At 51.7% G+C, this 15,477-nt stretch carries 17 protein-coding genes; 4 read left to right on the top strand and 13 right to left on the bottom strand.

The genetic code is table 11. The features are described from left to right. Nucleotides 1-26: 26 nt before the first annotated feature. From ACE6ED_RS02765 to ACE6ED_RS02755, 3 genes are read right to left on the bottom strand one after another with little or no spacing between them, the layout of a single operon-like run. Nucleotides 27-1,298, bottom strand: a complete 1,272-nt coding sequence (locus ACE6ED_RS02765) for an ABC transporter substrate-binding protein (RefSeq protein ID WP_410825435.1) — start codon at nt 1,296-1,298, stop codon at nt 27-29. Between the two features lie 36 nt (nt 1,299-1,334). Next, a complete protein-coding gene (locus tag ACE6ED_RS02760; protein WP_410825434.1) occupies nt 1,335-2,171 on the bottom strand; it encodes a carbohydrate ABC transporter permease in 837 nt (278 codons plus the stop codon). Next, entirely contained in the window at nt 2,171-3,052 is an 882-nt protein-coding gene (locus ACE6ED_RS02755) for a carbohydrate ABC transporter permease (RefSeq protein WP_410825433.1), read from the bottom strand. The genes ACE6ED_RS02760 and ACE6ED_RS02755 overlap by 1 nt, the downstream gene beginning before the upstream one ends. A 256-nt stretch (nt 3,053-3,308) precedes the next feature. On the opposite strand from ACE6ED_RS02755, the gene ACE6ED_RS02750 reads away from it, so the two are divergent. From ACE6ED_RS02750 to ACE6ED_RS02740, 3 genes are all read left to right on the top strand, one after another. Next, nucleotides 3,309-3,827 carry a GNAT family N-acetyltransferase gene (locus ACE6ED_RS02750; protein WP_410825432.1) on the top strand — a complete coding sequence of 173 codons (519 nt, stop codon included), beginning with the start codon at nt 3,309-3,311 and terminating at the stop codon, nt 3,825-3,827. A 232-nt stretch (nt 3,828-4,059) separates the two neighbouring features. Beyond that, the gene (locus ACE6ED_RS02745) at nt 4,060-4,203 is read left to right on the top strand and encodes a hypothetical protein (protein ID WP_410825431.1); all 144 of its coding nucleotides are present in this window, start codon (nt 4,060-4,062) and stop codon (nt 4,201-4,203) included. A gap of 999 nt (nt 4,204-5,202) precedes the next feature. Beyond that, nucleotides 5,203-5,826, top strand: a complete 624-nt coding sequence (locus tag ACE6ED_RS02740) for a hypothetical protein (RefSeq protein WP_410825430.1) — start codon at nt 5,203-5,205, stop codon at nt 5,824-5,826. A 264-nt stretch (nt 5,827-6,090) separates the two neighbouring features. On the opposite strand, the gene ACE6ED_RS02735 is transcribed toward ACE6ED_RS02740, so the two are convergent. From ACE6ED_RS02735 to ACE6ED_RS02705, 7 genes are all read right to left on the bottom strand, one after another. Next, complete coding sequence (locus ACE6ED_RS02735) at nt 6,091-6,633, bottom strand: redoxin domain-containing protein (RefSeq protein WP_410825429.1); 543 nt, start codon at nt 6,631-6,633, stop codon at nt 6,091-6,093. Next, a complete protein-coding gene (locus ACE6ED_RS02730; RefSeq protein WP_410825428.1) occupies nt 6,630-7,349 on the bottom strand; it encodes an ABC transporter ATP-binding protein in 720 nt (239 codons plus the stop codon). The genes ACE6ED_RS02735 and ACE6ED_RS02730 overlap by 4 nt, the downstream gene beginning before the upstream one ends. Further along, a complete protein-coding gene (locus ACE6ED_RS02725) occupies nt 7,342-8,163 on the bottom strand; it encodes an ABC transporter permease (protein ID WP_410825427.1) in 822 nt (273 codons plus the stop codon). The genes ACE6ED_RS02730 and ACE6ED_RS02725 overlap by 8 nt, the downstream gene beginning before the upstream one ends. Nucleotides 8,164-8,167: 4 nt before the next feature. After that, nucleotides 8,168-8,806, bottom strand: coding sequence for a nitrous oxide reductase accessory protein NosL (locus ACE6ED_RS02720; RefSeq protein WP_410825426.1), 639 nt, complete (start codon nt 8,804-8,806; stop codon nt 8,168-8,170). Nucleotides 8,807-8,826: 20 nt separating this feature from the next. Beyond that, entirely contained in the window at nt 8,827-10,215 is a 1,389-nt protein-coding gene (locus tag ACE6ED_RS02715; RefSeq protein ID WP_410825425.1) for a NosD domain-containing protein, read from the bottom strand. Between the two features lie 203 nt (nt 10,216-10,418). Further along, nucleotides 10,419-11,072: a response regulator gene (locus tag ACE6ED_RS02710; protein WP_410825424.1), complete on the bottom strand. Its 654-nt coding sequence runs from the start codon at nt 11,070-11,072 to the stop codon at nt 10,419-10,421. Further along, complete coding sequence (locus ACE6ED_RS02705) at nt 11,069-11,908, bottom strand: sensor histidine kinase (RefSeq protein ID WP_410825423.1); 840 nt, start codon at nt 11,906-11,908, stop codon at nt 11,069-11,071. The genes ACE6ED_RS02710 and ACE6ED_RS02705 overlap by 4 nt, the downstream gene beginning before the upstream one ends. Nucleotides 11,909-12,104: 196 nt before the next feature. Between ACE6ED_RS02705 and ACE6ED_RS02700 the strand changes: the two genes are divergently transcribed. Further along, complete coding sequence (locus tag ACE6ED_RS02700) at nt 12,105-12,872, top strand: class I SAM-dependent methyltransferase (RefSeq protein WP_410825422.1); 768 nt, start codon at nt 12,105-12,107, stop codon at nt 12,870-12,872. Between the two features lie 187 nt (nt 12,873-13,059). On the opposite strand, the gene ACE6ED_RS02695 is transcribed toward ACE6ED_RS02700, so the two are convergent. The 3 genes from ACE6ED_RS02695 to ACE6ED_RS02685 all read right to left on the bottom strand — a co-directional run bounded on the left by ACE6ED_RS02695 (nt 13,060) and on the right by ACE6ED_RS02685 (nt 15,434). After that, nucleotides 13,060-13,740: a metallophosphoesterase family protein gene (locus ACE6ED_RS02695; protein WP_410825421.1), complete on the bottom strand. Its 681-nt coding sequence runs from the start codon at nt 13,738-13,740 to the stop codon at nt 13,060-13,062. A 286-nt stretch (nt 13,741-14,026) separates the two neighbouring features. Next, nucleotides 14,027-14,443 (bottom strand): hypothetical protein, encoded by a 417-nt coding sequence (locus tag ACE6ED_RS02690; RefSeq protein ID WP_410825420.1) that lies wholly within the window; start codon nt 14,441-14,443, stop codon nt 14,027-14,029. A gap of 160 nt (nt 14,444-14,603) precedes the next feature. Then, entirely contained in the window at nt 14,604-15,434 is an 831-nt protein-coding gene (locus ACE6ED_RS02685; RefSeq protein ID WP_410825419.1) for a sugar phosphate isomerase/epimerase family protein, read from the bottom strand. Nucleotides 15,435-15,477 lie beyond the last annotated feature (43 nt).

Raw genomic sequence — 15,477 nt, 5'->3', positions numbered from 1 at the left:
ATCTATTCTAAGAATGCCTCCGCTTCTTACTGTACGCTCAAATTATCCCAGTTCGTCTGGAACTGATCCAGCATCTGCTCCTTCGTAAGCTGTCCGCCCAAATACGCCTGGATGCTGCTGTACAGCTCGTTCGGCATCCCGTTTGGCAGTCTCGACCAGTTCCAGCTCAGCGCTTTGCCTGCATCCGTATACGCCAGCACTTCGGCGCCGAGCGGTCCCATTTCTGCTTCGGTCGCTTTGATGCTGTCGAGCGCAGGAATGAACTGGAATTCCTTTGTGATAAACTTTTTCCCTGTATCAGAGGTAACAAGCCATTCCAGGAACAGCTTTGCCTCCTCTTTTACCGGAGAGTTTTTGTTGATGACCCAATTGTTGGGCACTCCGACGTACAGCTGGTCATTATCCTCTGCCGTATCGTCGATGGGCATCGGCAGGATGCCGAGGTTCAAATCCGGATTGATCCCGTCAAGCTGCGGCTGGGTCCAGTTGCCCTGCTGCATCATTGCGGCTTCGCCGTTCGCAAATAGGGTCACCTGCGCGTTGTAGTCGGTGGACAGCGGATTGTTATTCCCGTAATCCATCGTTACATCCAGCAGATCCACCCACTTGTCAAAAATCTCGTTATTCCGGAACTTCTCCGTCCCTTCGGTGAGGCCGGTAATAAACGCTTCCGGATCAGGCTGCTGGGCAAACGCCACATTGACATTATGGTTGCCGAGCACAAACCATTCCTGATAGCCATTGGCAAACGGGATAATTCCCGCTGCTTTCAGCTTTTCGGCCGCTTCGCGCAGCTGAGTCAAAGTCACCGGTTTGTCCGTAATGCCCGCCTGCTTAAACAAATCTTTATTATAGATAAAACCGTAGCCCTCCAGGTTCATCGGCATGCCGTACAGCTTGCCGTCAACGGTCATTTGCTCAGCCGCCAGTTCTTTCACATCGCCGGCCCAGGGCTCTCCGGACAGATCCTCCAGATACTCGAGCCACATGTCGCGCTCCCGGTTACCGCCGATGGTGAAAATATCCGGCTCATCCCCCGAAGAGAACTTCGCCCGCAGCGAGGCGCCGTAGTCGGTCCCGCCTCCCACGCTCTGAATGTCCAGCTGAATTTCCGGGTGCTCTTTTTCAAACTCCGTTTTCAGCCGGGCGAGCGGCTCTGAAATTTCGACTTTGAACTGGTAAATATGCACCGTCTTTTTGCCTTCGGCCTCCGCGCCGCCGCCTCCGCAACCCGCCGCCACGGCGGCCATCAGCAGCAGCAGTACAAGGAGAAGACCGGTCCGTTTCGGATTGCTCATACTCCCCTCTCCTCTCTTTTGTAACGTTATCCGTACTCAGCCTTTAACCGATCCCTGCGCGATCCCCTCGATGATGTATTTCTGCATGGCCAGGAAAAAAATAACGACAGGCAAAATCCCCAGCACCAGACCCGGCAGCGCCAGGTCCCATTGTTTGGTGAACTGGCCGAAAAAGGCGTAAATGGCGATCGGAATCGTCCGCAGCTCCGGACTTTGCAGAATAAGCGAAGGCATCAGATAGTCATTCCAGATCCACAGCGTGTTCAGAATGATGACGGTAACGATGATCGGCTGCATCAGCGGCAGCACAACCCGGAAGAAGGTGCCGTATGGGCTGCTCCCGTCCACCCTGGCAGCTTCCTCAATATCCAGCGGTACCGACTTCACGAAACCATGGAACAAAAAGACGGTCATCGGCGCGCCAAATCCGAGATAAGCCAGAATGAGACCGGCGGAGGTATCCATCAGTCCAAGCCCGCTGACCACCTGGACAAGCGGAATCATAATCGCTTGAAACGGGATCACCATGGCCGCAACCAGCGTCACATACAACAGGCGGTTGAAGCGGATGTTGTTGCGCACCATTTTGTAAGCACACATAGAGCATAAAAAAGCAAGCAGCACGTTGCTGACCACCGTAATCAGCAGGGAATTCAGGAAGGCGCCCGGAAAAGAGGTTTCCTTCCAGGCGGCAGCGTAGTTGCTCCACTGCAGCGCGCCCGGCAGTGCGGCGGAATCGGATAGAATCTCACCATAACTTTTGACGGAGTTCACAAGCAGGAAATAAAACGGCACCAGAAACACCAGCGACAGCAGCACAACCACAATCTCCGTTATAAGTTTTGGCAGGGTGTATTTGGCGGTGTTCTCCATTACAGCTCCACCTCCCTTTTCTTTGTGGCCCGTACTTGCAGCAGGGAAATGATCGCCACGATGACAAAAAAGACCATCGCTTTCGCCGATCCCATCCCGAACCGGCTGATCGTATACGCTTCATTGTAGATATTCAGCGCTACGGATTCCGTCGCTTTAAACGGGCCGCCTTTCGTCAAGGACAGGTTTAGATCAAACAGCTTAAACGACCAGGAGATAGACAAAAACAGACAAACGGTTACGGCAGGCATCACGAGCGGAATTGTTACATGACGCAAAATTTGAAAACGTCCCGCTCCATCCACCTTCGAGGCTTCGATCAGCCCCTTCGGCACATTGTTGAGCGCGGAGATATAAATGACCATCAGATAACCGGCGTTCTGCCAGACGAACACAATGACAATCGACCAAAACGCGGTCGGCTCCGTGCCCAGCCAAGGCAGGTTGAAGAACGACCAGCCGGTCGCCTGGCCGATGGAAGCAAAGCCTCTGACAAAAATAAACTGCCAGATAAAGCCAAGCAGCAGCCCGCCGATCACATGGGGAACAAAAAATACGGTCCGCATTACATTACGGGTATACAGCTTGCGGGTCAGCACATAAGCGAGCGCAAAGCCGAGGAGGTTCGTCAGCACAAGTCCAAAAACGGTGAATTTGGCCGTGAACCAAAAGGAATGCAGAAAAGACGGGTCTTTGGTGAAGATATGAATGTAGTTTCTCAGCCCCGACCAGCCGACATGGCTGGAGATTCCGTTCCAGCTGGTAAACGAATAATACAGCCCCAGAAAGAACGGAACGAGCACCATGACGGCAAAAAATAAAGCGGTAGGTCCTACGAATATCCATTGCTGCGTACGTCTGGATCGTTTGTTTGTGTCCACCGTTCCTCACCCCTTTCCAAAGTGTCACCATGGCATTTAATAACCGGATGAGGGATTAGTTGAATCGTGAATTACAGGTTTTACCAGTTATATTGTAAGCGTTATCCAAAAATCCATTTTCTTTTTGTTGCAAATACAACATGATAAGTGTACTATTTTGTTATCATTCTTGAAGCAAAGCCTTGTAGACAAATGGCGGGGGAAACGAGATGCCGCATCAATGAAATACGGGCAGCGAAACGGGAGGACAACAAACATGACGATCAAAATCGAACGGTGTACAGCTGAAGATCTCGGATTTCTTCAGGAGATCAGCATTGAAACCTTTACGGAGACATTTCAAGATCAAAACACGGCTGAAAATATGAACGCCTACTTGGAAAAAGCGTTTCAGTGGAACCAATTGGAAAAAGAAGTGCAGCATCCTCACTCCGCCTTCTATTTTATTTATGCCGGCGAAGAAATTGCCGGATATTTAAAGGTTAATACCGGTGAGGCGCAATCCGAAGCCATGGGCGGGAATACGCTTGAAATCGAGCGGATCTATATCAGGAAAAAATACCACAAACAAGGTCTCGGCAAATTCCTTATGCATAAAGCCATAGAAATCGCACAGGAACAAAATAAAACAAGCATCTGGCTGGGAGTCTGGGAAAAAAACATAGGCGCGCTGAACTTTTATAGCAAAATGGGGTTTGTTCAAACCGGAGTCCATTCCTTCTATATGGGTGACGAGCAGCAAACCGATCTGATTATGACTAAAACGCTTGTATAGGCGGTCTCCGAAAGTTGTCCAGCTAGCAGGAAGCAAGTTCAATAAGCGGTGGAAGTTCAGGATTGTTCCGATAACTGCTGCCTTTTATTGCTGAGGGGTCTGCTGCTTACTCCAAGCCATTTAAACCTCTTAGATTATAGGAAATATCTATTCATTCGATTCTTTATATATATTTCACCTATCGAAAAGGTTGTGCAACAATAGAGAAACCTGGAAATGAAGAGGAATGAAAATGACATCCGAACAACGCTGGAAGCCGGAAGTGGATGAAGACAAAATGGCGTTTGTCTCCCAGTACGGCAAAGACGTAATCGGCTTGCTTCAGCCGCAGCCCGGTGAACGGATCATCGGTTTGGGTGCGGAACGGGAGATTTGACATTCGAAATTTCACGCAGCGGTGCGGAAGTCACTTGCCGAAAGTATTTTTATAAACCCTGACTGGCCCGGCAAAAGAGCGCCTCTATGAGCGAATCGCGACGGAAGCACGGAACGAACTGTTCAAGAACGGCTGAACGAAATTACGACTCTGGTAGGGAAGAAATGCTCCACCCTAATACAAAGTCAACACCAGCACTGGATCTCCGGTTTGCCCACTGATTTCAAGCCGTATCTGCCGATCTCGGCCTGCGAAAGTTGAGTTAATAAAAGCAGCGTGAACCAAGACTTGATAACCAATGTCTTGGTTCACGCTGTTGTCGTTGAACGAACTGGAACGAATCCTCTACTATGACACACCCGCAGCGGATTACCACCGAACGCTATACCGAGGTCTTTCCGGACCCAGAGGACGTTATCTCTGAAATTCCTAGGCTTTTCGGTTGCCTTGCGGACTCCAGATCCGTTATTCGTGCCGAAAACATCTAAACGATGAATTTTCCTCGTAAATAAGGGAATCTGAGTCCGTCTCTTTGCCAAAACGCTGAATAATCAGCAAATAGGGTACCCTGAGTCCGGCAAGAAAGTCGCAGGGGAGGTCAATGTTGAGCTGCCTCAAAAGGCCCCTTTAGTTTGGAAAAGCAAGACTGTGTTCAGGCAGGGAATGTTGCTGTAACCTAGATTTACGCACCTTTCTTGTTGGCATGGTTGGTCGCACTACCATGATCCCTAACAAGTGAGGTGTTTCGTATTATTAGGTCAGCCAGAGATTTCTGGTTGGCCTATTTTTATAACTGTTTTACGATGGTGGTAACCGGGAGAACGAAGGTGTTTTAGGAGACAAAGATCCCGCACAAAAAACGGTTCTCCCACTACCTTCCAACGACCATGTTTGAGCTGGTTGAGGCTATGACCTCGTATCACAACGGCTCCGGCAGGAAGCACCGCCACGCAGAGCGGCATTACCTTAAGCCTTGGCAAATCTTTTTATGACGGTAATTTGATTGAAATCCAGGTAAGACGCAGCGGCAAAAACCTGACCGGAGGCTTGACAGACAGCCGGTTTGATGAAGCATCAGGCCGGTTGGTGCGGGAAAAAGGATCGGTTCGGGACTTTGAGGTGCTGCTGAACGGCAAGCCCATCTACGCTAACAGCGCTTCGGCGCTGTCCAGCCAACCTTCTGCGTTAAGTCCCGGGGCGAGCAGCGACACAGCAATCTTCCGCATATCGGACGCCTCCTGGCTGGGACCCAAGCTGGCCGCTCTGCCGGATAAGGTGCGGGTAACACTAAAGATCAGCCTGGAAGGCATTCAAAAGCCTTATGAGCTGGAGGTTTCGCTCCGAAAACAGGTCAGCAAGCCAACGGTGCCCAATGTCTCGAAACGCGATGGAACGCTTACGGTAACGGCAGCCAAAGTGAACCGGACCGCCACATCGGTCCGACTGCAGCTGATCATGAAGCAGTTCAAACCCCAGTCCCAGCTGATGTTCGATTTTTATGACGATAAAGGCAGGCCGGTTGAAGTGCTGACGAGCTGGGGAACCGACCAGAGAGGCTGCGCAGCTGGCGGAATCAGCATGGTGGAAGGAACTGACGCTCGAGGAACATGTCGCCAAATATAACAAAAATGGTGATTACTATTATGACGTCATCCTGGAACCGCTGGATACCAATGTCAAGTCAGTAACACTAAAACCGTTTACTCCCGCTTTTGAGAAACCTGGCGCAACAACAGGTGCGTACAAGCTGGATGCAAACGGCGATCTGGTTAAAAAACCGGTCAAAGCACTGGAGATGAAAATTCCCGTGCGGTAGCTGTACTTAAATCCAAACAATTCAGGCCAAGCCCCTAGCAGGGTCCTTGGCCTGATTCCGCAACTCCAAAATCACGGGTTCTCCATCCACCGCTTCAGCTCGGCATAATCCGTGATTTCGCCCAGTACCGTCTTTTGGACCCCGCCCTCTTTATCGATAACAAAGGTGGCGGGCAGGGCGCTGATCCCATACGCTGCTGATATCCTGCCTGTCACGTCAATCATTACGGGAAAGGAAAATTTCTGTTCCTGCATAAACTCCGAAACGGTGCCTTTTGCTTCTCCAACGTTAACGAACAAAACCTCCGCCTCTTCCCCGGAGGAAGCATGCAGCTCGTTCAGCAATGGCATCTCACGGACACACGGTTTGCACCAGGACGCCCAGAAGTTGATCAATACCGTCTGCCCCCGGTAATCCGCGAGACGGACCTTCACTCCATCAAGTGTGACCGCTTCAAAGGAGGGAGCGGGAGAACTGGCGGCGGCGGTTCCGGCTGGCCGGTCCTCTTCCCGGCTGTTGTGCCAGATCACCCACAGGACTGCCGCCAATGCGGCGACGGCAATCAGCAGCGCAGCAGTACGACGCAGCCGGACGCTTAGACTAGATGAGTTCATACGAAACCCAGACTGCGGTTAAACGCAGCGTTAAGGGAGCCATACGCGCTGCGGATATCTCCGGTACGTCCGGAGCCTACATTCCGTCCATTGTTCATAAACACAAGAGAATCTGCCGCCTGGTCCGCGATGTCCAATTGATGTGTGGAAAAAATCACCGTCTGTCCCTCCTTCTTGATCCCCTGCAGCAGGTTGACGAATTCGCTCATCCAATACGGGTCTAGCCCGTTCGTCGGCTCATCCATAATAAGAAGCGGCGGCTCGGCCAGCAACGCCTGGGCGAACAGAATCCGCTGCCGCATCCCTTTGGAGAAGGTGCTGACAAGACTTTTTTTCTTGCTTTCCAGACCCACAAGCGTCAGCATCTCTTCCACCCGGTTTTTCCGGTTGGGGATTTTTCGCAGGGCCGCCCAAAACGACAATACCTCTTCTGCTGTGAGTCCCTGGTTAAATTGGTAATCATCAGGCATGTATCCGATCAGCTGCGAAAACGGCTTACGCGCGTGTTTCCACTGCAGTCCCCCGACCGTAATTTCGCCGGAAGTAGGCTGCATGATACCGGCCAGCATCCGCAGCACGGTACTTTTCCCGGCCCCATTGCCGCCGCAGAGGGCAAGCACGCTGCCTGACGGAATCTCAAAGCGGATTCCTTCCACCAGTGTCTGCTTCCCGATCACCTTGGTGACGTCCTTTACCTGCACGAGCGGCTCATCCACGCAACCGTCCCCTTTCCCATATCCAATACACGGCGAAAAGCGCAATCGCCGTCCAGCCCAGACACACGCCCGCAAACCAAAGTCCGCCGGCGGGCTGCCGGATCCACTCCACCCATTGATAGTACTCCGGACCAAGCACGGAGCCGCCGCCCAGCTTGACCACTACAAACAGCCGCACCAGCTCGGCGGGATTCAGCAGGGTCAAAGCGGCCAGCACCGGCTTAACCCACAAGTACGGCAGCAGACCCAGAACCGCGATCAGAAACGTAGGCCAGCCGATGACCGCAAAAAACCAGACCGACACGGAGACGGTCAACGCCTGCCAACGGTTGCGGGACAACGATCCGATCAGCAGGGCCAACGTCAGGAACAGCAGAACAAGCCCTGCGGAAAAAGCCAAAAAAAGAAAATAAGTCGGCGCATCAAAATGTATACCGGCCAGCCCGCTGACCAATCCCATAAGGCCGTAGCCAAAAGCCACAATAACCAGAAGTACGACGGCAAGACCTGCGTATTTTCCCAAAATTAATGATAAGGTCCCAAGCGGGTAAGCAGATAGCAGCTGCCAGCTGCCTTCTTCTTTCTCCGAAGTGAGCGAAAACGAGCCGAGGAATAAAGTCATCAGCGGGAGCAGATACAAGATCAGGTTTAACATGGAGCCGGTGACCGAAGTGTACCCTTGAACGATGTTTTGCGAGTTGATCAGCAGCAGACCCAGGCTAAACAAACTGAACAACATCAAAAAAGAGTAAGCCCACGGGTTGCGGAAACCCATTTTCAGCTCTCTCCGCGCAACATGCAGCGTATCGGACATCGCCCTACCGGTCCGTTTCTTTATGGCTCGTCATACCGTCCTGTCCGGACGAAGGCTCCTGCGTGTGACTGTTCCCGCCGTGCGCATCTTTATGCTCTGCCGTCTGGCCCGCTTCACCCTGCTTGTCCTCATGCTCATGGCTATCCCCCTCTTCGCCATGCGACCCCATATTCATCATGTCTGTATTTTGCTTCCACTCGTGGTTTTCCAGCTCTTCCGCAGTCATAACGGTGCCGACTCCCTGTTCCCTGACAAACGCCTCGGCCGAAGACTCATCCTTAAAGCTGATTACGCCATAAGCCATCGGGGTGCGCAGCGATGCGTCGTAGACATAGGCCGCCTGCTTATATTCAATCCATTCCTTGTCGTTATAATCACGGACGAAATCCATTCCAATGTTACCGGTGCCGTTTTGCTGCTTCCACTCATTCATACATCCGATATCGTCGAATTTATAGTTTTTGCCGTCCTTCGTCGTCAGCTGTGTCGCAAAAGCATCGTCCTTCACCTGCATATTGCAGATCACGCACACGTCCACCTCTTCGTTAATCGCCTGAGGCTCATATTTTTTTGCGCCGCCGCAGGCCGTCATCACGGCCAACAACCCCAGCAGCACAAGAACAGGAACCGCTCGTTTGTTCATGAATGACATTCCCCGTATACTCATGACCGGAATACCCCCAGATATAAAATGGTTACCACAGACAAAAACACCAGTACAAATCCGGCCACCATCACTGGCCCTTGTCTTCCGCCTTGAACCCCGTTTTCACCGGCAGCGGCCGTTTCAAATTCCGGCTGCAGCAGCGGAGCAGGATCAGCGGACCACTGTGTTTTGCCTTCCTGAAACAAGTCACTTAAAAACGTGATCCCCGGAGACTGAAAAAGCAGCTGATACGCGGAGTTCCTGGCGACCAGATGCTGGTAAAACGGGTTGATCGCATAAGGCAGCTCGCTGACGCCGTCGCCTGTCAGATCCAGCCCCTGAAACGAATCCCAATAATTGCCGCTCATCTCGTTGTTCCGGCTGCCTGCGGCCTCCGCGTCCATCACATTTGCAATAAATCCATTGTGCTGAAACCGGTTATCTTCCGCATCTTCAAACTGGACGCCGATATAGTTCCGCAGCACGGTATTGCCCCATAAAGCATTGCCGGAGGATTGCTGCATGAAGATTCCCACCCGGTTACCTTCCACCAGGTTTCCGTGTATACGCGAAGTCTTCACATCATAGAGCAGAATTCCTTGAGAATGCACATTCCGGCTCTGCTTGCGAAAAGAGTTCCCGGATACCGTCACATCGGTTACCCCCATCACCATGGCTCCGGTGATATTGTACTCTCCGATGTTGTTGGTAACCTTCGATCCGTCGATGTACATACAGTGGATCCCGTAGCGAGAGTAATACAGACGGTTCCCGTCAATCACCGCATTCCGGCTTTTCTCCAGATAGATGCCGTCGCGGAGCAGCGTAATTTCGTTCCCGGCAATTCGGACGCCGTCCGATTCATACAAGTCGATACCGTTGCCCCGGATACCCGGAGCCGTCCCTGCCGGGACAGTATAGCGGATTTTGTTGTTTTCAATCACGCCGCTATCGGCTTCCCGAAGCATAATGCCGTAACCGGCGCTAAGAACGGCCAGTCCCTTCACCGACACCCGGGCTGCTTCAACACGGACCGCCGCCGCTTCGCCGCCGTTGTCCTGCCGAATGTTCAGGTCCTGCAGACTGACGCCTTCCCCCCGGATCAGAATGACCGCTCCGGAGGAATCGTTTTGCCCCTGCACCAGCGTTGCTTTTCCGCCCCCGTCCAAGGTTAGTTTTTTGTCAATCCGGACAGGTCCCGTATAAGTACCAGGCTGCAGCAGAAGCGTCTCTCCGTATGGCGCCGCGTCAATAATGGGCTGCAGCGGAACGGCATCCGTCCGGGCACCGGCGCGGGTCACGTTCCAGCAGCAGACGAACACGATCCAGGCCGCTGCGGACAGGGCCAAAATTCGGCCAAAGGATGTCCCTTTGTTCCGCGTACACATCCGTATAGTTGTGGACATTCTTCACCTCCTTTGCGATCATCCTTTTTATCCCGCAAATACGCTATTAGTGTAAAGAAAAGCCGGTGGGCTGCCTATAGCCCCTTGTAGCTATGCCGCCGGAGAGAATGTGTCGGATTTGTGAGGTATGTCACATCGCTTGGAATGGCCGCTGTTCCGGCTCCCGAAGCAGTTTCCTGGGTCCCGTACAAAAAAAAGACTTGTTACGAACGATAGTCGTCCGCAACAAGCCCTTGTTCAACAGCGTAACGGGTTAGCTGTACGCGATTCTGAAGCTGCAGCTTATGCAATATATTTTTGAGATGATTTTTGACCGTATACTCCGATATACCGTAATTCTCGGCAATTTCTTTGTTGGTCCGGCCTGCCGCTACCCCTTTTAAAATATCCAGTTCTCTTGCGGTCAAAGGGACTTGAGACTCCTTTTTGGCACTTAAAGACACCTCGTTTAAAATCTGATAAGCCACTTCCCGGCTTAAGGAAGCTTCCTCATTAACTATCGAGTGCAGATATTCCAGCCATGTAGAGGGCGCGAGATTTTTTAAAAGGTAACCTTGTGCGCCGCGCTTTAACGCATCCAGCAGGTAGAGAAGATCATCCGAGACCGTAATCATCACAATTTTTACGTAGGGAAACATCAGTTTAATCCGCTGGGTGGCTTCAAGGCCGTCCATTTCAGGCATCTGAATGTCCATCAAAATCAAGTCCGGGAGCCACTGCGCTGTGAATTCCACCGCTTCCTTCCCATTCTCCACAACGCCAACCACTTCAAAGCTTGGATCGAGAGCAAGGATATCACAGATGGCCTCCCTGGCATGCGCATGGTCATCCACCACCAGAACCCGGGTGTGTGTCATGTTCTTCCGTCCTCCTTTGTCCATTCAACAACGGTATATCCGTGCTCCCGCCGCAGCTCCATCCTCCAGTTCATAGCTTCAGCCCGTTCCTTCATAATCCGGAGGCCATAACGGTCCTTGTAAGATTCGGAAGGCACCGCAAACCCTTTCCCGTTGTCTTTTACCGTCACCTTCCAGCATCTGCCGTCCCCTTCTCCTGTGATCCAGCCTTGTGTCCCGCCCGAGTGCTTCTCCATATTAACGACCGCCTCGCGGATGCAGGCAAGCAGCTCCACCTTCTCTTTGGCTAACAGGGCTGTTTCAGGGATCGACCACGCAACGGCTATCTCCAGCGGGATCTCCTGCACCATCTTGTTCAGCTTAAAATGCATGGTTTCCTGCATAAGTCCGGCATTCGGCACCACAGGTTCATATTTTAAATCTTTGATTGCCTGGCGGACGTAACGGTTGACTTCATGTACGATTTTGCGAATTTGATCCATGTTCCGCTGACGTTCCTGCTCTCCCGCCTGCCCTTCCAGCTTATCCACTTTGACCGACAGCAAAAACAGCGACTGCGCAATCCCGTCATGCAGCTCATTGGCAAGCCGTCCTCTGGCTTCCAGCGCGGCTGTTGCCGCACGCTCAGACTCCAGCTCTTGTTGTATCCGTTCCATGATCCGGAACAGCTTGTTCAGCAGGGTGATACTGACCAGATAGACGATGACCGGAGTAAGCCAATTGCCTGCGGTCATGGAGATATAGGGCAGCAAAAATTGGTGTCTGACATATTCCCATATGCCTACAGTAAGAGTGGGGATCAATAAAATCATCCACTTGATTTGTTTATAAGTCATGCCCGAAACCTCCGGAAAGATTAAATTTATAGTTTTCTTGTAGTTTCTTTCTCGAAAACCTCCCGTCTTCCTCCCAGTGCGGTAAATAAAAACTTCGGATATAGGAATCATCTATTAATTCGATTGTTTTTATATATTTCACCTATCGAAAAGGTTGTGCAACAATAGAGAAACCTGGAAATGAGGAGGAATGAAAATGACATCCGAACAACGCTGGAAGCCGGAAGTGTATGATGACAAAATGGCGTTTGTCTCCCAGTACGGCAAAGACGTAATCGGCTTGCTTCAACCGCAGCCTGGTGAACGGATCATCGATTTGGGATGCGGGACGGGAGATTTGACGTTCGAAATTTCACGCAGCGGTGCGGAAGTTACAGGCATTGATTTATCGGAATCGATGATCGCCAAGGCAAAAACCAAATACCCCGGACTGCGTTTTGAAGTTGGTGACGCCGAGCAGCTTGGTTCAGCAGATCCCGTTGATGCGGTGTTTTCCAATGCCGCTTTACATTGGATCAAAAATGCCGGGAAAGCCGCTGAATCCGTATGGAACACACTGGCGCCCGGAGGGCGGTTTGTGGCCGAATTTGGCGGAAAGGGCAACGTGGAAACCCTCGTAAACTCTATTACTCAGGTGCTACAGGAGGAGGGGATCGATGCGGACCAGCTGAATCCCTGGTATTTTCCCAGTCTTGGCGAGTATGCCGGACTGCTGGAGCGGCAGGGATTCCGGGTGGTCTACGCCGTCCATTTCGACCGGCCTACGAAGCTTGAAAGCGGCGAAAACGGCCTTGCCCATTGGCTGAGCACCTTTGCCGAAAGTATCTTTTTTCAGACACTGACCCGTCAGGAAAAAGAAAGCCTTTATCAGCGAATTGCAGCGAGAGCACGGAATGAATTGTTTAAGGACGGCTGCTGGTACGCCGACTACAAACGGCTGAGAATTGCGGCGGTCAAGCCATAAAGCAGAGCGGATAAGCGGATTGATGGCAGAACTATAGGCGTTGAAAACCAGCGTTTGGAAGGATCAATTATCTATTGTATGGCGGCCTAGGTTCAGGGCACCTCCCTGATTAAGGCCGTTAGTCTTTTTCAAGAACTACCCTCGGAAGCACAAACCGACCCATGACGCTTCGTCATGGGTCGGTTGCTTACTTCGCTCTCGAAGAAGGGAGCTCCCGCTGTACGTCGACAAGCTCCGTCGGGCAATAAATAATCCGCTCTATTTTCCCTTCACCGTTAATGACCGCAGCAGACAACCCTCCAGGCTCATAAGCTCCGGTATCCAGGTTAAGCGTGTTGCTTCGATCCTCGTATTCCGCCCTGCCCGAACCGCATGGTGTATGTCCGATCAGCTGCAGTTTTCCCAAATTCTTAAGCGGCCCCCTGTTCCATAGGACGCTGCTGGGATGGGATTCCATCATTGGGTCAGACGCGTCCAAAGACACCCCCGCATGACTGATAAACACATGTTCGGTTTCATAATAAAGAGGCAGAGCTGCCATCCAGCCCGCATATGCCCCTAGCTCCAAAGAGCGGCGCTCAAATTGGGCTATCGTTTCCTCGCCGCACTGCCTGAACCAGTTGGCATTCCCTTCCTTGTAGTACAAAACGATTTCATATTCATGATTTCCTTTCAGCAGTTTTACCCGATCGGGATGCTGCCGCTGCAACTCCATGGCGTACAGTAAGGTTTCGGGTGAAAAGTTCCCCCGATCCACCAGGTCTCCCAGCTGCACCAGCACCTGCCGCTCCTGATTCCAATGATGTTCCACCAGCTTTTTAAAAGTATGATAACAGCCGTGCACATCCCCAATGACCAGCAATTCCATTTAATTCTCCTGCCTTTGCCGCTTTCGTTTATGGTTTATCAATAAATTCCAGTATAAACGATCAGACCGAATAAAAAAAAGAACCGTCCTAAGGCATTTTTCAAACGAAAATGGAACAGCCTTCGCCGCACAGCGGCTCTTTCCTCTCTCCCCGCAAAAAGAAAACAACCCGCTTATGCAGGTTGTTAAATGCAGCTGCTGTTTTCTGATTTTTGTTTATGCATTGGAGTGTTTCACGTCTCTGCCGGCTGCTCCTGCCTTAAGCGTCACGGTTTCCGCCCGCTTCTTACAGCTTCCAAATCTCCCGCGCTTTAGCCTTTACATCCGCCAGTTCAGACTCGGACATTTCGCAATATTCGCTGTTGGCCTCCGACGTGTCGGCGTGCTGTACGTAGGCTAGCTTGGCGTCCTTTTCGACAATGGTGTAAAACCAGGTGTTCTTCGGCACATTATATACTTTGCCAATTTCCATTTCGATCAGGTCGATGTCAAATTTGTCGTCTTTGCGGTCCGCCACCAGCAAAATGGTTCTGCCGTGAACCGGAATAAATTGTTCATCCGTCTCCAGATGGACCTCCAGCCGGTGAATGCCGTCAATATCGTTGTCCGGCTTCCAGTTTTTGATGCAGACGAGCCATTCCTCATTTTTATAAACACACTGGATGCCTACGCCGTCGTACTCGTAAATATCAGCTTTCAACACAATCCCTCACTTCTTAGTTAATTAACCTTCCTAACAGCCCGGAAGCTCCCGGAAGTTCCCGGAAGTTCCCGGAAGTTCCCGGAAGGTCCCGGCACTCCCCGCCAGTTCCCGGCAGTTCCCGCACCGCTCAGCACTCCTCAGCACTTCCGGGCGCCGCCGGTTACCCTAACTGCTTCTGAAACCAGGCCAGCGAATCCCGCATCGCTTGTTCAGGATCAAGCACATATCTCCGGTCGAGCAGCTCCAAACCCAGATATCCCTTGTATCCGCTGTCGCTTAGCGCCTGCAGCGCTTCTTCCATCGGCAGCTTGCCTTCGCCCGGTACCAGATGTCCGCCGGGGTTGCCGTCCACAAAATGCACATAAGCCAAATTGTCGCCAAGCTCCCGGATGAAATCGTGAATGGTATCTTTTCCCGTCACCGCCATAACGTCCGTATCCGCAAGCCCCTTCAGGTTCGGACTTCCCACTTCCCGGATCATGTTCGCGATGTGCTCTGCGGTGTTAAATACATGAGTCGAGAAGGACGTAAACGCTTCCACGGGTAAATATACGCCCTCTTTTTCCGCAGTTTTGCAGATTTCCCCAAGCGACTCCCTGCACCATTTCCACATCTCCGACTCATCGGCGTCCAGATAAGCAAGGCCCGTCGTTACCAGCATCTGGTTGCAGTCCAGCTGAACAGCCGTTTCAATATGCCGGCAAAAAAACTCCACACTAGCCTTGCGGTACGCCGGATCGGGATGGCTGATGCTGATCGGATAAACGCTCTGCTCAGGGGTGAGGCAGATAACTTGAAGTCCCCGGCTTTTAATCTTTTGCTTCAAGTCCCGTACATCCTGCGGCGTGTAGTAATCCAGGTGGAAGTGGGGACCTGACGCCCATAATTCAATATTTTTGAATCCGAGCCGGGCTGCCGAGTCCAAAAAATAATCCAGCGAATAACGTTTGTAATGAAAGTTGGCGGCGGCAATTTGCTGAAGCTGTATCATAAGTATGGTTCCTCCCTTGTGGTTACGGATAAATTGCATGTTC

This window comes from Paenibacillus nanchangensis (assembly GCF_046543445.1).
In the GTDB taxonomy this organism is placed as follows: Bacteria; Bacillota; Bacilli; order Paenibacillales; family Paenibacillaceae; genus Paenibacillus_AQ; species Paenibacillus_AQ nanchangensis.
Note: the sequence above shows the minus strand (reverse complement) of the source record. Positions and strands in the feature narration are given on the sequence as shown.